We start from the raw sequence: 21,074 nt of genomic DNA, 5'->3' as shown, positions 1-21,074 counted from the left end.
CGCACCGTGACCGTGGTGCGCAACTGCCCACGCGGCGGCTAATCGATCTTGATTTTTGCGGCCCGGATCAGAAATTCGTACTTGCTGTTTTCCGAGCGCACAAACTGCGCAAACCCGTCGAGCGTCAGCTCTTCGGGCGTGATGCCCATCTTTTTGAACTTCTCCTTGCCGACAGGCGAGTGCATGGCCGCCGAGAGCGCCGTGGCGTAGCGGCGTGCGTCCGCATCGGGCAGCGACGCGGGTGCGAACAGCCCAAACCAGGTGGACACGTTGAAGCCCTGCACGCTGTCGTTGATGCTGGGCACGTTGGGCAGCGCCTCGTTGCGGTTCAAAGTGGTCACGCCCAGCGCCAGCAGCTTGCCCGACTGGATCTGAGGCAGCGCCGAAGCCAGGTTGTCGAACACCATCAGCACCTGGCCGGATTCCAGCGCCGTCAGCGCGGGCTTGGAGCCCTGAAACGGCGTGTGGCCCATCTTGGTGTTGGTGAGCGACTTGAACATCTCGGCCGAGATGTGCCCGATGCTGCCGTTGCCGCCCGAGCCGTACTTGGCCTGGTCGGGGTTCTTCTTGAGGTACTGCACCAGGTCGGGCGTGGTCTTGATGCCCAGTTTGGCGGCCTGCGCCGCGTTCACCACCAGTACGTTGGGCGTTCGGGCCACGAGTGCGATGGGTTTGAAGTCTTTGATGGCGTTGTAGGGGACGTTTTTGTACAGCCAAGGGTTCACCGCGTGGGTGGCCACCGCGCCCATCAGCAACTGGTTGCTGGTTTTGGGGGCCTTCGCCACCTGGTCAGCGCCAGTGCCACCGCCAGCCCCTGGCTTGTTCTCCACCGCAATGGGGCCAAGCTGGCTGGCGGCACCTTCGGCCACGATGCGGGCCGAGATGTCCAGCGGGCCGCCAGCGGGGTAGGGCACCACGATGGTGAGGGGGGCAGACGGGTTCTGTGCCAGGGCGGCAGTGGCCGCGCCGGCCAGAAGGATGCTGAACAGTTTGCTATGGAGCGACATCGGGATCCTTTTGAGTTCCGGGGAGCGCGCAGTATAGGTATTTGTTCAGGGTTAACCCTAGATGTCTGATGTCTTATGTGTTCAGCACGCCACGGCGGATCTGGTCGCGCTCCAGCGATTCGAACAGTGCCTTGAAGTTGCCCTCGCCAAATCCGTCGCGGTAGTCGCCTTCGCGCTGGATGAATTCAAAGAACACCGGGCCCAGCATGGGCGTGGAGAAGATCTGCAGCAGCAGCCGCGGCGTGCCGTCGGCCGTGGTGCCGTCCAGCAGAATGCCGCGCGACTGCAGCTCGGGCAGGGGCTGGCCGTGGCCGGGCAGGCGGGTGTCCAGCATCTCGTAATAGACATCGTTGGGCGCCGTGGCCAGCTGCACACCGGCCATGCCCAGCTTGTCCACCACCTCCATCAGGTTGTCGCAGATCAGTGCGATGTGCTGGATGCCTTCGCCGTTGAACTGCATCAAGAACTCTTCGATCTGGCCGCCGCCTTGTTTGGACTCTTCGTTGAGCGGGATGCGGATTTTGCCGTCTGGCGCGGTCATGGCCTTGGACGTGAGGCCCGTGTACTCGCCCTGGATGTCGAAGTAGCGGATTTCGCGGAAGCCAAACAGTTTTTCGTAGAAGTTGGCCCAGAAGCCCATGCGGCCTCGGTACACGTTGTGCGTCAGGTGGTCGATGAGGTTCAGGCCGTGGCCCACGGGACGGCGGTCCACGCCTTCGATGAATTCGAAGTCGATGTCGTAGATGGACTTGCCGTCTTCAAACCGGTCGATCAAATACAGCGGCGCGCCGCCAATGCCCTTGATGGCGGGCAGGCGCAGTTCCATGGGGCCGGTGGGGATTTCGATGGGCTGGGCACCGAGTTCCAGCGCGCGGTTGTAGGCCTTGTGCGCGTCTTTCACACGAAAAGCCAGGCCGCAGGCCGACGGGCCGTGCTCGGCGCCAAAGTAGGCGGCCTGGCTGTGGGGTTCGCGGTTGAGGATGAAGTTGATGCCGTTCTGGCGGTACAGCACCACATCTTTGGAGCGGTGCTTGGCGACCAGGGTGAAGCCGAGCTTTTCAAACACCGCCTCCAGCACGCCGGGCTGGGGCGAGGTGAATTCGACGAATTCGAAGCCCATCAGGCCCATGGGGTTGTCCCAGGCTTCGATCTGGGTGCTAGCTGTTTGCGGCAGGGCGGCGTTCATGGGGTGTCTCCGGCATTCGTTGATGAATGTCATGGACTGTAGGCGCGCCGTGCCTCATGTTTCTGGCGAAATCAAGAGGCTTTGGCCTTTGATTTGCAGGAATCTTGCGAATTATCAAATTGCGATGCAGGTTGGCAGCGCTCGGGGCGGTTGTATCGCCCCCGACCTGCATCCCCGCTCAGGAGCCTGGTGTGCGGGTGCTGAGCGCGCGCAGGGCCAGGGCTGCGTCAATGCGCTGCAGCTCTTCAGGGGTGAAAAGCTGTTGGCGCAGTTGCTGCAGCCCAGCGCCTTCGCCTTGTTGCGCACGCGCTTGGCTGTACTGGTCCAGCCGTTGGTTCCACTGCTGCTCGTTCTGGTCCAGTTGCGCCATGGCCTGGGCGGCGGCCTCGCCGTATTGCGTGCTGCGCGCTGCATAGCGGGCGCGCTCGTCGGCATTGCTGGCATTGAAGGCGGCGGTTTGTGCTGCGGCCACCATGTGTTCGGTGGCTGCACTGCGTTCGGCGCGGCGCTCTTTGGGGAGTTCGTTGTCTGCGGCCTGCAGGGCCTGAGCGCTCTGCTCGGGGGTGAGCTGGGCGTTGCGTGCGATCTCCAGGCGCGCCAGGGTGTAGCGGTCCAGGTCTGCCTCGCGGGCAAACAGGGCGTCGTATTCGGTGTCGTCAAAAAACTGCAGGCGGACCTTGTGGCGTGCCTCCAGGGCATCGCGCAGTGCGCGTGGATCGGTCAGGTCCTGCGGCGCGCGCAAGCTGCCCAGGGCCACGCGGTAGTCCACGTAGCGCTCGGCCAGTGCCAGCGCACGCGTGGCCAGGGCGGCGGGGAAATGGTGGCCCACCAGTGCAGCCAGTCGCTGTTTGAGCGCAGCCGGGTCACGGGTGTCGCCTGCTTCCATCAGCAAGGCTTCCAGTGTGTCGCGCAGGCCATCCACCAGCAGTGGGTCGGCCGTGCCGTCAGCGCTGCTGACTCGGCGGCGGGCGAAGAAACTGGTGTCCGTGCCCTGCGCGGACGGTGGCAGGCCCAGAGCGCTGGAGGACGCGGTGGCCGCCCCCGCCAGTTTCTGGTTTTCGTCTCCCGCCCCGGACCACGCGGGGCTGCCCAGCCACCACACCACGGCGGCCGTGGTGAGGGCCAAGGCGGCGACTGTCCAGGCACGGGAGCGCGTCGTCATGGCTTACAGGCCCTGCAGCTTGAGGCGGTTGGCGTGCTGGCGGTACAGCGTCACCGGGTCGGTGGAGAACCAGTCGCGCAGGCCGAGCAGCTGGTTGACCTCGTCCAGATGGTTCTGGCGGTAGTCGCCCAGGTGTTTGCCCAGGCGCGACGAGCAGGCCGACACCAAGCCATCGTTGGCTTCGCCAAAGGTCAGGCTCAGCGTGGCCAGCAGGGCGTCGCTGGCATCGAGCACGTTGGTCAGGGGCAGGGTGCCGGTCCAGGAGTAGTAGCGCACACCGTTCACCAGCTCGGCGCCGCTGCCGCAGCCGGAGGTGGGCACGCCTTGCGGAAAGCGGCTGTTGAACTTGGCCGAGCCCGCCGTGGTCAGCGAGTCCAGCGCCGCCGTGGGCATCTGGGGAAGGCCGGTACCGCCGGAGGTCAGGTTGATCAGGCCCACCAGCGCCTTGGCGGCGGCGCTGGCGACGGCTTCAGACACCGAGCCTGCAGGCGCAACGCCGCGCAGGATGTCGGCCACGCGCGAACCCCGGTTGACGCCGCCAATCGAGGTGACCGATGCCACCAGCTGCGGCGCCACGCCCGCCACATAGCGGGTGGTGGGGCCACCGTGCGAATGGCCCACCAGGTTGACCTTGGGGGCCCCGGTCAGCGCCAGGATGGTCTTGACCTGTGCCAGCAATTGCTCGCCGCGCACCTCGGTGCTGTTGGCGGCCGAGACCTGGGCGACGTAGACCTTGGCGCCGCCCTGGCGCAGTGCGTCGGGGATGCCGTAGAAATAGTCGACGCCCAAGGCCGAGTCAAAGCCAAACAGGCCGTGCACGAGCACGACGGGGTAACGTGTTTGTGTGTAGCCCGTTTGCGCTTGCGCGCCCACGCCCATCAGCAGCAACCCCGCAGTCGCTGCCAGCACCAGTCGCCGCAGAAAGCGGCTGAAAAATCCGGTCATGTGTTTGTCTCCATTGGTGTGATTTTTATGCTCCGCAAAAAAGAACGATCGTTCGTTTTTGCGGAGTTAATTTTTCTTGGAGGTGGCCGGTGTCACTATCGGGACATACCCGTGCCCTCAGCTTGTTGAGCGCAAAAGTCCTGGATTCCATAAAATCCTGCGCTATGAAAGCCTTTGACGCACTCGACAAGCTGGACTGCGCCATCCTGCGCCGCCTGCAGGACAACGGCCGCGAGACGTACGACGTCATCGGAGAACAGGTGGGCCTGTCGCCCAGCGCGGTGCTGCGCCGCGTCAAGCGGCTGGAAGACAACGGCGTGATCCACCGCTACGTGGCCCTGGTGCAGCCCGAAGCGGTGGGCCTGGGGCTGACGGCGTATCTCAACGTGCGGCTTGAAAAACACACCGAAAGCCACAAACGCAATCCCATGGACCTGTTCCGTGCGAGCGTACAGACCTGGCCCGAGGTGGTGGAGTGCGCCTCGCTCACGGGCGAGATGGACTACTTGCTGCGTGTGGTGGTGGCCGACATGGCGCACTACAGCCGCTTCATTATGGACACGCTGCTCAAGCACCCCAGCGTGCAGGACTGCAAGACCAGTTTTGTGCTCGACCGCGTGAAGGCGACCACGGCCGTGCCCGTGTGACGGCGCTGTGCGCCGACCGTGTTGAGCACGGTGCAAGGCCCGCGCGCTGAGGGCTCTTCTGCGGGTTTTCATCGGGGCGGAAGTGTTGCTGCCACTGCCGGTCCGCTATACGCTTTGGGGCAGGGAGGCAGCGGGCGGGGCCGACCTTGCAAAACAGTCGCTTTGCCAGTCGCCATGGCGACGGCACTGGCAGCATTTGCGACTTTGTTGCTATTGAATATATAGCTATAAATATAGATGTTGAATGCGCAATATGCCGTTTTAATGGGATATTGGGTTGGCTCACTATTTTGTTGCAGCGCAGCAAATTTCGCTGGAAATGATCAGGGAAAACCCTTAAAGTAAGCGCCATGATCGCAACCAAAGACTGGCTCAAGGCATCCTGGCACGCAGGTCGGGACATGTTGCGCCCGGTGACGGGCCACCCGTCCGTCCATGAAATTCGCATCAAGCAGGAGGTGCCCATGATGGTTCCCATCCGCGCCCTGGGTCCTTCTTACCGCGAGCGGATCACCCAGCATTTGCTCCAACTTGAACCGGCAGACCGTTATCTGCGGTTTGGGTACGCCGCCAATGACGAGCAGATTCGCCGCTATGCCGAACAGCTCAACTTTGACCGGGATGAGATTTTTGGCATCTACAACCGCCGGCTCGAACTGATCGCGATGGCCCATCTGGCCTTTTCGGAGCACCCCGAATACAAGCACTGTGCCGAGTTCGGCGTGTCGGTGCTCAAGCAAGCCCGGGGCCGCGGGTTTGGAGCGCGCTTGTTCGAGCGTGCCGTGATGCACGCCCGCAACGAAGGCGTGAACATGGTGTTCATCCATGCGTTGTCTGAAAACACGGCCATGCTCAAGATCGCGCGCAACGCTGGTGCCACGGTGCGCCGTGACGGGTCGGAGTCCGAGGCCTACCTGCAGATTCCTCCCGCCAGCCTGGACACCCGCATGACCGAGATCGTGGAGCAGCAGTTCGCCGAGGTGGACTACCAGCTCAAAAAGCAGGCCAAGCAGTTTTGGGACTTTCTGGCCAGTGTGCAGGAAGTGCGCAGCGGCGTGCAGCACGCCCGCCACCAGTCAGCCGAGTGAAATGACGAAGCCGTGACGCTTGTTGCGGCCGGTTGTCACGACAATCCGCTATCCTAGGGGCCTTGATCCACTACCGCACGTCCTGCACTCCAGACAGTGTCTGACCCGCACCCCGCGCACCCCGGGCGCCCGCCCGAAAGGGAGGACAAGCGCACCTTCCTGCAGAAAGTGGCCGAGTTCATCCACCCTGGGCCAGACTCTACGGAAGAACTCATCGAAGCCCTGGCAGAGGCCGAAGACAACGAAGTCATTGGCGCCGAGTCGCGCGTGATGCTGGAGCGTGTCATCCGCATGGCTGACATGACGGCGGGCGACGTGATGGTGGCGGCGCCCCGCATGGACCTCGTCAACATCGAGGCCCCATTCGATGAGCTTTTGCACCTCGTCATCAATACCGCACATTCGCGGTTCCCGGTGTACCAGGGCGAGCGCGAGAACATCATTGGCATCCTGATGGCCAAGGACCTGCTCAAGCTGCAGCGGGCTCCTGAGCTGAATATCCGTGCCCTGCTGCGACCTGCGGCGTTTGTGCCTGAAAGCAAAGGGCTGAATGACTTGCTGCGCGAATTCCGGGGCAACCGCAATCACCTGGCCATCGTGATTGACGAGTTTGGTCGTGTGGCGGGGCTCATCACCATTGAGGACGTGCTCGAACAGATCGTGGGTGAGATCGAGGACGAGTTTGACATTCCCGAAGACGATGGCGATATCTTTGGACTGGCTGATCGCACCTACCGGGTGAGTGGCGACACGTCGGTTGAGCGGGTTTCCGAGGCCTTTGATGCACAGATCCAGGGCAGCGACCCTGGCGCGAGCTTTGACACCATCGGCGGCTTGATTGCCCATGAGATGGGCCATGTGCCCAAGCGGGGCGAGCACCTGCAATTGTGTGGCCTGCACTTTGTCGTGCTGCACACCAAAGGGGGTGCCGTGCGTTGGTTCAAGGTGTCCAAGGTCCAAGAAACAAGCGCCGCCGATTGATGCCGCGGGTCTCTCCGATGCCGGGTTGGCCCCTGCAGATGCTGCTTGCCTTGGCTGCCGGACTGGCGCAAGCGGCTTCGTTGGCCTGGCCGTGGAGCGGTGAGCCTCTGTGGTGGCTGCAGCTGGTCTCCATGGCCGCTCTGGCCTGGCTGTTGCGGCCGGAGGTGGGTGTGGCTATCCCGTGGCAACGCGGCGCGCTCGTCGGCGGCGTCTTTGCCACGGCATGGCTGGCGGGCACTTTCTGGTGGTTGTTCATTTCGATGCACACCTACGGCGGCTTGTCAGCACCGCTGGCCGTGGCCGCTGTGTTGGGGCTGGCGGCGTTCCTGGCCAGCTACTATGCGGCGGCATTGGCATTGTTTTGCCGCCTTGCGCCCATCAATAAAGCATTGAGTGCTCTTCTTTTCGGAGCGCTCTGGTTGGTGGCTGAGCTGGCGCGTGGCATTTGGTGGACCGGATTTCCCTGGGGCGCTGGCGGTTATGCGCATGTGGATGGCCCGTTCGCCGCGCTGGCGCGCCATGTGGGCGTCTATGGCATAGGGGCCGTGGCCGCCATGCTGGCGATGTTCGCCGTGCAGGTGCGTCGCCCCGACCTTCGCACCGGGCGCCTGTGGGTGGTGTTGCTGGCAGGCGCAGGCGTGCTGGCTGCGGCCACGGCGGACCGCTTTTGTGCGGTCAATCTTTGCTACACACCGTCGCAGCGCCCGGCGCCTTCCCTGAGTCTGGAGCTGCTGCAAGGCAACATCCCGCAGGACGAGAAGTTCCAGTCGGGCAGCGGTGTGCCAGTGGCGCTGAAGTGGTATGCACAAGCCCTGCGAGATGCCACGGCCGATCTGGTGGTGGCGCCAGAAACGGCGATTCCGTTGCTGCCCCAGCAGCTGATTCCCGGCTACCTGGAAGGCATTGAGCAGCGCTACGCCCAAGGCCCCCAGGCGGCCTTGTTGGGTATCCCGCTGGGGGATGAAACGCAGGGCTACACCAATTCGGTGCTGGGCCTGAGTGCCTCCACCCGGGCGGAACCCTACCGTTACGACAAGCACCACCTGGTGCCGTTTGGCGAATTCATTCCGCCGTTCTTCAGGTGGTTCACCGCCATGATGAACATCCCGCTCGGCGACTTCAACCGGGGCACCGTGGGCCAGGCGTCCTTTGCCTGGGCCGGGCAGCGCATTGCCCCCAACATTTGCTACGAAGACTTGTTTGGCGAGGAGCTGGGGGCGCGTTTTATCAACCCTGCGCAAGCGCCCACCGTGTTTGTCAACTTCAGCAACATCGGCTGGTTTGGCGACACGCTGGCCATTGACCAACACCTGCACATCAGCCGCATGCGCGCCCTGGAGTTCGAGCGCCCCATGGTGCGCGCCACCAACACCGGCGCCACTGTCATCATCGACCACCGGGGTGTGGTGACGCACCAGTTGGCGCGCTACACCCGGGGCGTACTCAAGGGCGAGGTACAGGGGCGCGGCGTGGACGCGCAAAGCGGCTGGGCGATCACTCCGTATGCCTGGTGGGTGTCGCGCTGGGGGCTTGCGCCGCTGTGGATGCTGGGGGCGTTGGTGCTGGCGCTCGCCACGGTCGCCCAGCGCGGCCGCACGGTGCGCGCGCCTTGATCCAGGTCAGGTTTTGCCCGGCTGCGCGGATGGGCTGACAGGTCATTCTTTAGAGGCGGCTCCCTATGCCTTGATAATAGAGGCCCGCACGCGGGGGCTTGCATTGCGTACAACGATGATTTGAGGCGGCCAAGCCGCTGTTCTGGAGCACGACTGAAAATGGCAGATTCCTTTTCCTACGAACAACTGATCGCCTCGGGCGAGGGCCGGCTGTTCGGCGCTGACAGCGGGCGTCTGCCGCTGCCACCCATGCTGATGTTTGACCGCATCACCCACATCGACAGTGATGGTGGCGCGCACGGGCTGGGGAAGATCCGTGCCGAACTCGACGTGCGACCCGACCTCTGGTTTTTTGCCTGCCACTTCCAGGGTGACCCGGTCATGCCGGGCTGCCTGGGGCTCGATGCCATGTGGCAGCTCATCGGGTTTTATCTGACCTGGCTGCAATTGCCAGGCCGCGGCCGAGCGCTGGGTGCGGGCGAAGTCAAGTTCACCGGCGAAGTGGGCCCGGATGTGAAACTCGTCACCTACGAAATCGACATCAAGCGCGTCATCAAGCGCAAGCTGGTCATGGCCATCGGCGATGCCCGTTTGCTGGCCGATGGCAAGGAAATCTATGTAGCCAACGACCTGCGTGTGGGCTTGTTCAAGCGCGAGGAAGACGGCAAGGACGCAGCATGACCACCAAAAAGCGCGTAGTCATCACCGGCGCGGGCATTGTCTCGTGCATTGGCAACGACCTGGCCAGCGTGGAGGCCTCGCTGCGCGCAGGTCAAAGCGGCATCAAGGCCGTGGAGAAGTTCAAGGAACTGGGCCTGCGCAGCCAGGTGGGCGGCGCCCCTGACATCGACATCGAAGCGCGCATCGACCGCAAGCAGCTGCGTTTCATGGGTGATGCGGCGGCCTATGCGCAGATCGCGCTCGAAGACGCCATTGCCCAGGCGGGTCTCACGCCTGAGCAGGTGAGCCACCCGCGCACCGGCCTCATCATGGGCTCGGGCGGTGGTTCGCCCGCCAACCAGATTGAAGCGGCCGACACGCTGCGCGAAAAGGGTATTCGCCGGGTGGGGCCTTATCAGGTCACGCGGTGCATGAGTTCTACCGTGTCTGCGTGCCTGGCCACCAACTTCAAGGTCAAGGGCATCAACTATTCCATCACCTCGGCCTGCTCCACGTCGGCCCACTGCATTGGCGCTGCGGCGCAGCAGATTGCCTGGGGCGTGCAGGACGTGATGTTTGCCGGTGGTGGCGAAGAGCTGTCCTGGGGCATGTCGCTGCTGTTTGACGGCATGGGCGCGATGTCCAGCAAGTACAACGACACGCCTGAGAAAGCCTCGCGCGCCTATGACGCCAACCGCGATGGTTTTGTGATCGCGGGCGGCGGCGGTGCTGTGGTGATGGAGAGCCTGGAGCATGCCCTTGCCCGTGGCGCCACCATCCTGGCTGAAGTGGTGGGCTTTGGCGCCACCAGCGACGGCGAAGACATGGTCGCACCGTCCGGCGACGGCGCCATTGCCTGCATGCAGCAGGCGATGGAAGGGCTCGATGCCCCCATCGACTACATCAATACCCATGGCACGTCCACGCCCGTGGGCGACATGCAGGAAGTGCGCGCCATGAAGGCGCTGTTTGGCGACAAGGTGCCACCGTTCTCGTCCACCAAGTCGTTGACCGGCCACTCGCTGGGCGCGACGGGCGTACAAGAGGCGATCTACTGCATGATCATGCTGAACAAGGGTTTCATCGCAGGCTCGGCCAATGTGGAAACGCCCGACCCGGCGCTGGATGCCATGCCCCTGGTCACGCAGACGCGAGATGCTGTGTTGAACACGGTGCTCTCCAACAGCTTCGGTTTTGGGGGCACCAACGCCAGCCTGGTGCTGCGCCGCTGGAACAACTGACCCCGGTCTGCCCACTACAACGGCCTGCCTGTCTTCGGATGGTCAGGCCGTTTTGTTGGTGCCACCGGGTCCTCAGCGTCTGGTCGTTTTGGGGTTGGGTTGCAGGGCTTCGTGCAGCAAGGCGGGCAGCATGGCGAGCATGCGTGTCGCTTGCAGGCTGGGCGGAAACGAGCGGGCGTGGTAGCTGTACAGCGACATGGGGGCCAGCTCGTGCAGCTCCTGCGCCACCATGTGCGCAGGGTCCAGGCCGGTGGCGGTCAGAAAGTCCACCACGGTCCAGCCCATGCCCCGGCGTACCAGCTCCAGTGCCAGGCGTGAGGTCTGCACCTGAATGCCAGGCCCGGCCGGTGAGCCCAACCGCTGTGCAATGTCGTCAATCGACTGGCGCATGGGGTCGTCACCCACCAGGCGCACCACGGGCACCTGTGCCAGCCGCGCTCCGAGGCTGGCAGCGCGCGGCGCACGCGCCCACACACTGGTCGCCACAGCCAGGTACAGCCTGCCGCTGACCAGCAGGTCGCTGGCAATCTGGGGGTGAGGGTGTTTGTAAAAACCCAGGCAGAAGTCCGCGCTGCGCGTGAGCAGTGCCTGTGTCATCTGGTCCTGGTGGATGGTGCGCACCTCGACCCCCACCTGCGGGTGCAGCCCTGCATGGTGCTGCAGCAGGCGCGGCAGAAACTCGTGGGTGATGGAGGGGATGGCGGCCAGCCGCACATCGCCCGAATCGCTGGTGGCCAGATTGCGTGCGGTGCGCTTGAGCGCATCGAGCTGGCGGTAAATGCCCGTGGACTCTGCCGCCAGCACCTGGGCCTCGGGCGTAGGGGTGAGGCCCGAGGGCGTGCGGTTGAACAAGCGGTAGCCCAACTGCAGCTCGGTGTGAGCCACGGCTTTGCTCACCGCCGAGGGCGTGATGCACAGCAGACGCGCGGCAGCACTCATGTTGCCGGTTTGTAAAACCGCTTGAAAGACCTCCAGCTGTCGCAGGTTCATGGTGCAGGCGTGACGTGGCGGTGTGTGCGGCGCGGGGCCCCCCAGCGGGCTCTTGTACGGTAGCGCCGGGCATTTGCGGGGTGATTTTTGTGTGGGGTTTGTCTGTGAATTGAATTCACAAGGGTGGGCTAATTATTCCACTTTGCTGTGCGTTAATTTCTCATAGGATGCGGCACCGCCTCACCGGGCGGTCACGGGCCAAGCGTTGCAAACGACTGGGCCCTGCATCATCTGGAGACCTCTCGCATGCACATCGCCTCGTCCACATCACTCATCACCCGCCGCTGGTTTGCGGGGGTAGTTCTTTCGGCACTCTCCACGCTGGCCATGGCCCAGGCCGCCAAGCCCCATGTGGTGGTGCTGGCCACCGGTGGCACCATTGCTGGTGCCGGCGCATCGGCCGCCAACAGCGCCACCTATGCTGCCGCCAAGGTGCCGGTCGAGAAGCTGTTGGCGGGCCTGCCCGAGCTGGCCAATGTGGCCAAGGTGTCGGGCGAGCAGGTGTTCCAGATCGCGTCCGAGAGCTTCACCAACGAGCACCTGCTGCGCCTTGGCCAGCGTGTCTCGGCCCTGGCCAAGCAGGCCGATGTGGACGGCATCGTGATCACCCACGGCACCGACACGCTCGAAGAAACCGCGTACTTCCTGAACCTCGTGGTGCGCACCACCAAGCCCATCGTGGTGGTGGGCTCCATGCGGCCCGGCACGGCCTTGTCGGCCGATGGCACGCTGAACCTGTACGACGCCGTGAGTGTGGCCGCCAGCAAGGACGCTGCCGGCAAGGGTGTGCTCGTCACGATGAACGACGAGATCCAGAGCGGCCGCGACGTGAGCAAGACCATCAACATCAAGACCGAAGCCTTCAAGAGCCAGTGGGGCCCGTTGGGCATGGTGGTGGAGGGCAAGAACTACTGGTTCCGTGCACCGGTCAAGCGCCACACCACGCAGTCCGAATTCAATATCGACGACATCCAGGCCCTGCCTGCAGTGGACATCGTGTACGGCTACGGCAACATGAACACCACGGGCATCGAGGCCTACGGCAGGGCGGGCGTCAAGGCGCTGATTCATGCTGGCACCGGCAACGGCTCGGTGGCCGCGCAGGCGGTGGATTCGCTCAAGGCCCTGCGCGGCCAGGGCGTGCAGATCATCCGCTCGGCCCGCGTGCCCGATGGTTTTGTGCTGCGCAATGCCGAACAGCCTGACGACAAGTACGACTGGGTGGTGGCCCACGACCTGCGCCCCCAAAAAGCCCGCATCCTGGCCATGGTGGCCTTGACCAAGACCAATGACAGCAAAGAGCTGCAGCGCATTTTCTGGGAGTATTGAGCGCCCCTGAGTCGCTTCGCGCCTTCCCCCCCGAGGGCGGGGACGCACCCGGTGGACTGGCGCAGCCAGATGCACGGGTGCACTGGCTTGAGGGCATGCCCTCTGAATGCGCCCCCTGCTGTGAACTGCGCAGCGAATATTTGATACGCGACTTGGCGCACCACCGGTGCGCCCACGGGTCGCCCGCAAAGGTGGCCACCGGTACGCACCGGCATATCGCTCGCGTGGCTGGTTGGGAAGGCTGGGGCTCCAAAAGGGCTCCGGCCTTTTTTCATGGGACCAGGGCCTGTTGCGCCGTTTGCAAGGCACCCTGCCGCAGCGCCGTAAAATGACCGGTTGCGCGCGCGACGCCCGTTTTTGCCGTCCTGGTGACTGCAGGCGCGGAGCCTGGCACGCACACCGCCTTTTTTCTCCCCTTTTACTTGCCCGGCGCTGGCGTACCAGTGCCGCAGACGCCATGTTGACATTCCAGCAAATCATTTTGAAGCTGCAGTCCTACTGGGACGCGCAGGGTTGCGCCCTTTTGCAACCCTATGACATGGAAGTGGGCGCTGGCACCTCGCACACCGCCACCTTCCTGCGCGCCATTGGCCCCGAGCCGTGGAAGGCCGCCTACGTGCAGCCCAGCCGCCGCCCCAAAGATGGCCGCTACGGCGAGAACCCCAACCGCCTGCAGCACTATTACCAGTTCCAGGTGGTGCTCAAGCCCGCACCCGCCAACATTCTGGAGCTGTACTTGGGCTCGCTCGAAGCGCTGGGTTTTGACCTCAAGAAGAACGACATCCGCTTTGTGGAAGACGACTGGGAGAACCCCACGCTGGGCGCCTGGGGCCTGGGCTGGGAGGTCTGGCTCAACGGCATGGAAGTCACGCAGTTCACCTACTTCCAGCAAGTGGGCGGCATCGACTGCAAGCCCGCCACGGGCGAGATCACCTATGGCCTGGAGCGCCTGGCCATGTACCTGCAGGGCGTGGACAACGTCTACAACCTGACCTGGACCGAAGGCGCCGACGGCTCCAAGCTGACGTACGGTGACGTGTACAAACAAAACGAGGTGGAGCAGTCCACCTACAACTTCGAGCACAGCGACGCTGACTTTTTGTTCACGGCCTTCAACGCGCACGAAAAACAGGCCAAGCACCTCATGGAGCAGCAATTGGCCCTGCCCGCGTATGAGCAGGTGCTCAAGGCGGCGCACAGCTTCAACCTGCTGGATGCACGCGGCGCCATCAGCGTGACCGAGCGCGCTGCCTACATTGGCCGCATTCGTAACCTGGCCCGCGCCGTGGCGCAAAGCTACTACGAAAGCCGCGAACGCCTGGGCTTCCCCATGGCGCCGCGCGAGTGGGTGGAACAAATGGCCAAGAAGGCCGCCTGAATTGAGACCCGGAGTTCTTGAAAAAATGACAACGCAAAATCTTCTGGTCGAACTGTTTGTGGAAGAGCTGCCACCCAAGGCGCTTCAAAAGCTGGGCGATGCCTTCGCCACCGTATTGGCCGACCAGCTCAAGGCGCAAGGCCTGGCCACCGCCGCCTCCATCGTCACGCCCTTTGCCTCGCCCCGTCGCCTGGCTGCGCATGTGACCGCCGTGGCCAGCAAGGCCGCTGACAAAGCCGTGCTGCAAAAGCTCATGCCTGTCACCGTGGGCCTGGACGCCAGCGGCAATGCCACGCCCGCGCTGCTCAAGAAGCTGCAGGCCCTGGGCGCTGATGTGTCCAACCCGGCTTCCGCCGTGGCCGCCCTGAAGCGCGCGCAAGACGGCAAGGCCGAAGCCCTGTTCTACGACAGCGTAGTGCCTGGCGCCGCGCTGCAAGAGGGTCTGCAAAAGGCCTTGCTGGAAGCCCTGGCCAAGCTGCCCATCCCCAAGGTCATGAGCTACCAGCTCGAGACTGACTGCGAGCTGCCCGGCTGGAGCAGCGTGAACTTCGTGCGCCCCGCGCACGGCCTGGTCGCGCTGCACGGCAGCACCGTGGTGCCGGTCAAGGCGCTGGGCCTGTCGGCGGGCAACAGCACGCAAGGCCACCGTTTTGAAGCCGCCGTGTCGCCCGTGGTGCTGGCAGATGCAGACAGCTACGCTGCCACGCTGCAAAAAGATGGCGCCGTGATCGCCAGCTTTGCCGAACGCAAGGCCGAAATCGCCCGCCAGCTGGCCGCCGCCGCCGCGCAGGTGGGCAATGGCGCACGCCCCATCGAGGACGAGGCGCTGCTCGATGAAGTGACCGCGCTGGTCGAGCGCCCCAATGTGCTCATCTGCTCGTTCGAGACGGAATTCCTCGACGTGCCGCAGGAATGCCTCATCCTCACGATGAAAGCCAACCAGAAGTACTTCCCGCTGCTCGACGCGGCAGGCAAGCTCACCCACAAGTTCTTGGTGGTCAGCAACATCAGCCCCGAAGACACCAGCTTTGTGACCGGCGGCAACGAGCGCGTGGTGCGCCCGCGCCTGGCCGACGCCAAGTTCTTCTTCGACCAGGACCGCAAGAAGACGCTGGCCTCGCGTGTGGAAGGCCTTGGCAAGGTGGTCTATCACAACAAGCTGGGCACGCAGGGTGAGCGCGTAGAGCGCGTGCGCGCCATTGCCAAGGCCATCGCCACGCAACTGGGCGACGCCGCCCTGGTGGCCGATGCCGATCTGGCCGCGCAACTGGCCAAGACCGACCTTGTGACCGACATGGTGGGCGAGTTCCCCGAGCTGCAAGGCACCATGGGTGGCTACTACGCGCTCAACGACGGCTTGGGCGACACCGTGGCGCATGCCATTGAAGACCACTACAAGCCGCGCTTTGCGGGCGACACCTTGCCGCGCAACACGGCCGGTGTGTCCGTCGCCCTGGCCGACAAGCTCGAAACCTTGGTCGGCATGTTCGGCATTGGTAACCTGCCCACCGGCGACCGTGACCCGTTTGCGCTGCGCCGCCACGCGCTGGGCGTGATTCGCATGCTGGTCGAGAAGGACTTGCCGCTGGATTTGAACGCGCTGCTCGCCGGTGCCGTGCCCGCCTTTGGCGACAAGATCACCGACGCATCGGCCGCCCTGGCCGACTTCATCTACGACCGCCTCGCTGGCAGCCTGCGCGAGCAAGGCTACAGCGCGCAAGAAGTGGACGCCGTGCTGGCCCTGCGCCCACAGCGCCTGGCCCTGGTCGAGAAACAACTGGCGGCAGTGCGTGCCTTTGCCGCCTTGCCCGAAAGCCCGGCCCTGGCCGCCGCCAACAAGCGCGTGGGCAACATCCTCAAAAAGGCCGAGGTTGAAGGCCCGGTGGACGCCCATGTGAACCCTGCCTTGCTGCAAGAGCAGGCCGAGAAGGACCTGTTCGCCGCCCTGCAACGCTTTGTGCCCGAGGCCAATGCCCAGTTCGAAGCGGGGGACTACACCGCCAGCCTGCAGACCCTGGCCGTGCTGCGTGCGCCTGTGGATGCCTTCTTTGACGACGTGATGGTGAATGCCGAGCAACTGGACCTGCGCCTGAACCGCCAGGGCCTGCTCAAGAGCCTGCACGACGCCATGAACCGTGTGGCCGATCTGTCGCGCCTGGCGGTCTGATCCCGGTGCTGATAGGCTGACGGTTCTCACAAGGTAAACCCACCCCATGAAACTCGTCATCCTGGACCGCGACGGCACCCTCAACCCGCTGGGGGACGACTACATCACCTCGGCCGATGAGTGGACGGCCGTCCCCGGCGCGCTCGAAGCGATTGCACGGCTCAACCATGCGGGCTGGCATGTGGTGGTGGCCACCAACCAGCCGGGGCTGGGCCGGGGGCTGTTTGATGTGGTGGCGCTCAATGCCATCCACGCCAAGATGCACCGCCAGGTGTCGGCGGTGGGCGGGCGCATCGATGCCGTGTTCTATTGCCCCCACGCGACCGACGAAGACTGCACCTGCCGCAAGCCGGCCCCGGGTCTGCTGGAGCAGATCTGTGACCGTTATGGCGTGGAGCGGCATGAGGTGCGGGTGGTCGGCAGTTGTGAGGCCCATGTCCAGGCGGGCGCTGCACTGGGGGCCCAGGTGCATCTGGTGTGCACTGGGCGCTCGGCGCCTTTCAACCTGGGCGGGGAACTGCCGGCGGGGCTCCCGGCTGGCGTGTTGGTGCATGCCAGCCTGGGCGATTTTGTGGACCAACTGCTGCCGGCGCAGCAGAGCGCGGCGCCATTGGCTGCGGCCATGGCCGCCACACCTTTGCCTCTGGTGGGGCAGGGGACAGCACCTGTCTGATGCTACTTAATTAATAGCTGGTGGCGCTTGATTTAAAAGCGCCTGCGGCCCAAAAGACTACAAAGATGGCTTTCATCCGTTCCGTCATTCATCTTCTCTGGATGGGCATTACCGTGGTGCCCTATGCGCTGACCATCATGCTGGGCACCCTGCTCGGTGTGCGGGGTGTGCCGCTGTACCGCATTGCGCGGGCCTGGCTGTCGCTGTGTATCAGTGGCGCCCGCGTGATCCTGGGCATCCGTGCCAATGTGATGGGCATGGAGAACCTGCCCCAGGGCGAGAACGCCGGTGCTGTGCTGCTGGTCAAGCACCAGTCCACGTACGAGACCTTTCTGATGCCGGCGATCATGCCGCACCCCCTGGCCTACGTATTCAAGAAGGAACTGCTGCGCGTGCCGTTCTTCGGCTGGGCCATCGGCCGGCTGGACATGATCCACATTGACCGCAACCAGCGCACCCAGGCGTTCAACAAGGTTGTGCAGCAGGGCAAGGACCTGCTGGCCAAGGGCGTCTGGATCATCATGTTTCCCGAAGGCACGCGCATCGATCGCGGCCAAAAGGGCAACTACAAGACGGGTGGCACGCGCCTGGCCATCGACACCGGCGCACCCGTGGTGCCGATTGCCGTGACCTCGGCCAAAGTCTGGCCACGCAAGGCCTTCGTCAAACATCCCGGCGTGGTGCATGTGTCGATTGGCAAGCCGATTCCCAGCGCGGGGCGCCAGCCCGAGGAACTGATGCGCGAGGTGGAGGCCTGGATCGAGGCTGAGATGCGGCGCCTGGACCCCGAGGCCTATCCCGCCTCTGCGGCACATGCTGCCCCTTCCAGCGGGAAGTAACACCACCGTGATGCAGCGGCTTGTGCAGTTGGCGCTGGACCTGTTTGACCCGCCGGGGGCGCCCGTTGCCGCTCCCCGCCCCGTGGTCGCGGATTTGAAGCCAAATAAGCCGTTGGTGCAGGTAAATAAAGCGCTGATAGCTCCTGAAAGTGTAGCAATTCGGCCCGCAGCCCCTGCGGTGCCGCTGCCTTCGCTGTTGTCCCCCGCCGAGTTCCGCCACCCACAGGCCAGCCGCGAGGTGCTGCTGGGTGATGCCGTTGTGGCCTATGCGCTGCAACGTGCACGGCGCCGCAGCATCGGCTTTACCGTGGGGGCCGATGGCCTGGCGGTGCGGGCACCCAGCTGGGTGACGCTGGGCGCGGTGGATGCCGCGCTGCGCGAGAAGTCCGACTGGATCCTGCGCAAGCTGTCCGAGGCGCGGGAGCGCCAACAACGCATGGAAGGTGGTCGCATCGTCTGGGCCCATGGGGCAGAGCTGCCGTACCTGGGCGAGCCACTCCGGGTGGTGCTGGACCCGAGCCACGGTTTCGCGGGCAAGGGGGGGGCACTGGTGGCGGCGGTGGTGGAGCCGGGGGAGGTCGTCCCCCCCGGCCTGCACATCGGCCTGCCGCACAGCGCCAGCCCCGCGCAGATCCGCGATGCCGTGCAGGCCTGGTTGATGCGCGACGCGCGCCGCCACTTCACGGCCCGGCTCGACCACTTTGCCCCGCTGCTGGGCGTGCGCTGGGCCAGCCTGCGGCTGTCGAGCGCGCAGACCCGCTGGGGCAGCGCCAAGGCCGATGGCTCCATCCGCCTGAACTGGCGCCTGCTGCACTATCGCCCGGCCATCATCGACTACGTGGTGGCGCACGAACTGGCCCATCTGCGTGTGATGGACCACAGCCCGCGCTTTTGGGACACGGTGGCCACGGTGGTGCCGGACTATGCATCGCTGCGCAGCCACTTGCGCGATGAGCCTGCGCCGCTGTGGGAGTGAGCAAGCCCCTGAACCGCTTCGCGCCATCCCCTATGGGTGCGCGCCTCGGGCGGCTCGGCGACACCTGTCCCACGGTGGCTCTGGTGTGTGCCGCGACAGGTTCAGGCCGTCCGTGACGGATACATGTACGAAAGGAAGGATTCGATGACCCCACAACAACCCATCACCCCCTCCGAAGGCTATGCGGGCGACATCACACCCCAGCAAGCCTGGCTGTGGGTACAGGCAGGCCAGGCCGTGCTGGTGGATGTGCGCAGCGACGCCGAGCGCGATTGGGTGGGGCAGGTGCCGGGCGCTGTGCCCGTGGCCTGGAAGCAGTGGCCGGGCATGGCCATGAACGCTGATTTTGATGCCCAGATGCGTGCTGCCGTGCCCGAGGGCGGGCGCGCCGTGCTGCTGTGCCGCAGTGGTGTGCGCTCCATCGCGGCCGCGCGTCGTGCCACCGAGTTGGGCATCACCGCCTACAACATCCTCGAAGGTTTTGAGGGCGATGCCGATGCGCAAGGCCAGCGCGGCAAGAAGGGCGGCTGGCGCTTTCATGGCCTGCCGTGGAAGCAGGGTTGATCACGCGCACCCCATGCTCCGCCGCGGCCCCAGCGGGTGTCTTCATATGGAGACGGCCCGGCATCGCCAAGATTGCTCCTAAAAAAAGAGCTGCTGGCGCTTGATAGGAAAGCGCCAGCAGCTCTTTTGGCGTGAAGCCGGGTGGGCTTACTGGGCCAACGGGGGAATGCGCAGCTTCTGGCCGGGGTAGATCTTGTCGGGGTGGGCCAGCATGGGCTTGTTGGCCTCGAAGATCGCGGGGTACTTGTTGGCGTCGCCGTAGAACTTTTTGGCAATGGCACTGAGTGTGTCACCGCGTACCACGTCGTGGTACTGGGCTTCGGGCTCGGGATGGGTCACCTCCATCAGATTCTCGACGCTGGTGACGCTGGCCACATTGCCGCAGCACAAGGTGATTTTTTCTTTGGCTGATTGGGTGGGTGCCGAGCCCTTCACGGTGACCTTGCCCTGGGTGCCGTCGAAGGCGACCTGAATGTTGCTGGCGCCGAGGTTCTGGGCGGTGATGTAGGCCTCGATGGCCTTGGACGCTTTGGCGTTGAGTTCATCCTGGGTGAGGGCTGCCGCCGTGGCCGCCTGCGCGTCTTTGCCGCCGAACAGCTTTTCACCGGCTTCCTTGATAAAACTGAAAACACCCATGTGGTACCTCCAAAGGTTGCAGAAACTGGAGAAATCACTGTAGTGGCAAAGCGGTGCAACGGTGTGTCGGACACCAGCGCGAAACGATTTTTCACATTGTTGTGCCAGTGGGCCTGTGGCATCGGACGGACCCGGCGCCGCTGCGGGCTGTCGCCGTGGGGGCGGGGACGGTCGTAAAACTCGGGATAATCCGCCGCATGACTTTTCTGGCCATCGACGTCGGTAACACCCGTCTCAAATGGGCGTTGTACGACGCTCCCCGCCCCGGGGCTGCGCTCATTGCGCATGGCGCCGAGTTTCTTGACCACATCGACCGCCTGGCCGAAGGCAGCTGGGCGTCGCTGCCCCACCCCGAACGCATGCTGGGCTGTGTGGTGGCGGGGGACGCCATCAAGCGCCGTGTGCAAGAGCAGATGGAGATCTGGGATGTGACGCCATCCTGGGTGGTCTCGTCTGCGCAAGAGGCGGGGCTGGCCAATGGCTACGACCACCCCTCGCGGCTGGGCTCGGACCGCTGGGTGGCCATGATCGGTGCACGCCACCATGTGCTGGCCCAGGGCCCCGCTCGCCCGCTGGTGGTGGTGATGGTGGGCACCGCCGTCACGGTGGAGTGCATCGACACCGAAGGCCGTTTTATGGGGGGCCTCATCCTGCCCGGCCACGGCATCATGCTGCGCGCACTGGAGTCTGGCACGGCGGGTCTGCATGTGCCCACCGGTGACGTGCGCCCGTTTCCCACCAACACCAGCGATGCGCTGACCAGCGGCGGCACTTACGCCATCGCTGGCGCAGTGGAGCGCATGTACCAGCACCTGTTGCAGCACTGCGGCCAGGAGCCCGCCTGCATCATGACCGGCGGCGCCGGCTGGAAGATGGCACCCAGCATGACGCGCCCGTTTGAGTTGGTGGACAACCTGATTTTTGACGGGCTGCTGGAGATTGCTGCGCAGCGGTTTGGGGGCTGAAGAGGGACGGCGCGAAGCGCCACAAGG

General features: G+C 64.4%; 20 protein-coding genes. 14 read left to right on the top strand and 6 right to left on the bottom strand.

Annotated features, from left to right (window positions below; all coding sequences use genetic code 11):
• Positions 1–38: 38 nt before the first annotated feature.
• From CLU85_RS20220 to CLU85_RS20205, 4 genes are all read right to left on the bottom strand, one after another.
• A complete protein-coding gene (locus CLU85_RS20220) occupies positions 39–1,007 on the bottom strand; it encodes a tripartite tricarboxylate transporter substrate binding protein (RefSeq protein WP_100411848.1) in 969 nt (322 codons plus the stop codon).
• A gap of 73 nt (positions 1,008–1,080) precedes the next feature.
• A complete protein-coding gene (hppD, locus tag CLU85_RS20215) occupies positions 1,081–2,193 on the bottom strand; it encodes a 4-hydroxyphenylpyruvate dioxygenase (RefSeq protein ID WP_100411847.1) in 1,113 nt (370 codons plus the stop codon).
• 178 nt (positions 2,194–2,371) lie between these two features.
• Entirely contained in the window at positions 2,372–3,355 is a 984-nt protein-coding gene (locus CLU85_RS20210) for a lipase secretion chaperone (RefSeq protein WP_100411846.1), read from the bottom strand.
• A 3-nt stretch (positions 3,356–3,358) separates the two neighbouring features.
• Complete coding sequence (locus CLU85_RS20205; RefSeq protein WP_100411845.1) at positions 3,359–4,300, bottom strand: triacylglycerol lipase; 942 nt, start codon at positions 4,298–4,300, stop codon at positions 3,359–3,361.
• Positions 4,301–4,464: 164 nt separating this feature from the next.
• On the opposite strand from CLU85_RS20205, the gene CLU85_RS20200 reads away from it, so the two are divergent.
• The 6 genes from CLU85_RS20200 to fabB all read left to right on the top strand — a co-directional run bounded on the left by CLU85_RS20200 (position 4,465) and on the right by fabB (position 10,530).
• Positions 4,465–4,947 (top strand): Lrp/AsnC family transcriptional regulator, encoded by a 483-nt coding sequence (locus CLU85_RS20200; RefSeq protein WP_100411844.1) that lies wholly within the window; start codon positions 4,465–4,467, stop codon positions 4,945–4,947.
• A gap of 350 nt (positions 4,948–5,297) precedes the next feature.
• Entirely contained in the window at positions 5,298–6,035 is a 738-nt protein-coding gene (locus tag CLU85_RS20195; RefSeq protein ID WP_100411843.1) for a GNAT family N-acetyltransferase, read from the top strand.
• A gap of 96 nt (positions 6,036–6,131) precedes the next feature.
• A complete protein-coding gene (locus tag CLU85_RS20190; RefSeq protein ID WP_100411842.1) occupies positions 6,132–7,016 on the top strand; it encodes an HlyC/CorC family transporter in 885 nt (294 codons plus the stop codon).
• Positions 7,016–8,629 (top strand): apolipoprotein N-acyltransferase, encoded by a 1,614-nt coding sequence (gene lnt / locus CLU85_RS20185; RefSeq protein WP_100411841.1) that lies wholly within the window; start codon positions 7,016–7,018, stop codon positions 8,627–8,629. The genes CLU85_RS20190 and lnt overlap by 1 nt, the downstream gene beginning before the upstream one ends.
• A 159-nt stretch (positions 8,630–8,788) precedes the next feature.
• Positions 8,789–9,310, top strand: coding sequence for a 3-hydroxyacyl-[acyl-carrier-protein] dehydratase FabA (fabA, locus tag CLU85_RS20180; RefSeq protein WP_100411840.1), 522 nt, complete (start codon positions 8,789–8,791; stop codon positions 9,308–9,310).
• The gene (gene fabB, locus CLU85_RS20175; RefSeq protein ID WP_100411839.1) at positions 9,307–10,530 is read left to right on the top strand and encodes a beta-ketoacyl-ACP synthase I; all 1,224 of its coding nucleotides are present in this window, start codon (positions 9,307–9,309) and stop codon (positions 10,528–10,530) included. The genes fabA and fabB overlap by 4 nt, the downstream gene beginning before the upstream one ends.
• A gap of 72 nt (positions 10,531–10,602) precedes the next feature.
• Here the strand turns inward: fabB and CLU85_RS20170 are convergent, their stop codons facing one another.
• Positions 10,603–11,520: a LysR family transcriptional regulator gene (locus CLU85_RS20170; RefSeq protein ID WP_100411838.1), complete on the bottom strand. Its 918-nt coding sequence runs from the start codon at positions 11,518–11,520 to the stop codon at positions 10,603–10,605.
• Positions 11,521–11,766: 246 nt separating this feature from the next.
• On the opposite strand from CLU85_RS20170, the gene CLU85_RS20165 reads away from it, so the two are divergent.
• The 7 genes from CLU85_RS20165 to CLU85_RS20135 all read left to right on the top strand — a co-directional run bounded on the left by CLU85_RS20165 (position 11,767) and on the right by CLU85_RS20135 (position 19,446).
• Positions 11,767–12,849, top strand: a complete 1,083-nt coding sequence (locus CLU85_RS20165; RefSeq protein ID WP_100411837.1) for a type II asparaginase — start codon at positions 11,767–11,769, stop codon at positions 12,847–12,849.
• 457 nt (positions 12,850–13,306) lie between these two features.
• Positions 13,307–14,227 carry a glycine--tRNA ligase subunit alpha gene (gene glyQ / locus CLU85_RS20160; protein WP_100411836.1) on the top strand — a complete coding sequence of 307 codons (921 nt, stop codon included), beginning with the start codon at positions 13,307–13,309 and terminating at the stop codon, positions 14,225–14,227.
• A gap of 25 nt (positions 14,228–14,252) precedes the next feature.
• The gene (gene glyS, locus CLU85_RS20155; RefSeq protein ID WP_100411835.1) at positions 14,253–16,394 is read left to right on the top strand and encodes a glycine--tRNA ligase subunit beta; all 2,142 of its coding nucleotides are present in this window, start codon (positions 14,253–14,255) and stop codon (positions 16,392–16,394) included.
• Between the two features lie 46 nt (positions 16,395–16,440).
• Positions 16,441–17,067 carry a D-glycero-beta-D-manno-heptose 1,7-bisphosphate 7-phosphatase gene (gene gmhB / locus CLU85_RS20150; protein ID WP_100411834.1) on the top strand — a complete coding sequence of 209 codons (627 nt, stop codon included), beginning with the start codon at positions 16,441–16,443 and terminating at the stop codon, positions 17,065–17,067.
• Positions 17,068–17,132: 65 nt separating this feature from the next.
• A complete protein-coding gene (locus CLU85_RS20145; RefSeq protein WP_100411833.1) occupies positions 17,133–17,906 on the top strand; it encodes a 1-acyl-sn-glycerol-3-phosphate acyltransferase in 774 nt (257 codons plus the stop codon).
• A 10-nt stretch (positions 17,907–17,916) separates the two neighbouring features.
• On the top strand, positions 17,917–18,882 hold the full coding sequence (locus tag CLU85_RS20140) for a M48 family metallopeptidase (protein WP_100411832.1): 966 nt from the start codon (positions 17,917–17,919) through the stop codon (positions 18,880–18,882).
• A 144-nt stretch (positions 18,883–19,026) separates the two neighbouring features.
• Positions 19,027–19,446, top strand: coding sequence for a rhodanese-like domain-containing protein (locus CLU85_RS20135; RefSeq protein ID WP_100411831.1), 420 nt, complete (start codon positions 19,027–19,029; stop codon positions 19,444–19,446).
• 147 nt (positions 19,447–19,593) lie between these two features.
• On the opposite strand, the gene lysM is transcribed toward CLU85_RS20135, so the two are convergent.
• A complete protein-coding gene (gene lysM / locus CLU85_RS20130; protein WP_100411830.1) occupies positions 19,594–20,082 on the bottom strand; it encodes a peptidoglycan-binding protein LysM in 489 nt (162 codons plus the stop codon).
• Between the two features lie 197 nt (positions 20,083–20,279).
• On the opposite strand from lysM, the gene CLU85_RS20125 reads away from it, so the two are divergent.
• Positions 20,280–21,047 (top strand): type III pantothenate kinase, encoded by a 768-nt coding sequence (locus CLU85_RS20125; RefSeq protein WP_100411829.1) that lies wholly within the window; start codon positions 20,280–20,282, stop codon positions 21,045–21,047.
• The last annotated feature ends 27 nt before the right edge of the window (positions 21,048–21,074 follow it).

It is taken from the genome of Acidovorax sp. 69 (genome assembly GCF_002797445.1).
Taxonomy (GTDB): domain Bacteria; phylum Pseudomonadota; class Gammaproteobacteria; order Burkholderiales; family Burkholderiaceae_C; genus Acidovorax.
The sequence above is the reverse complement of the archived record's forward strand: the minus strand, read 5'-3'. Positions and strand labels throughout refer to the sequence as shown.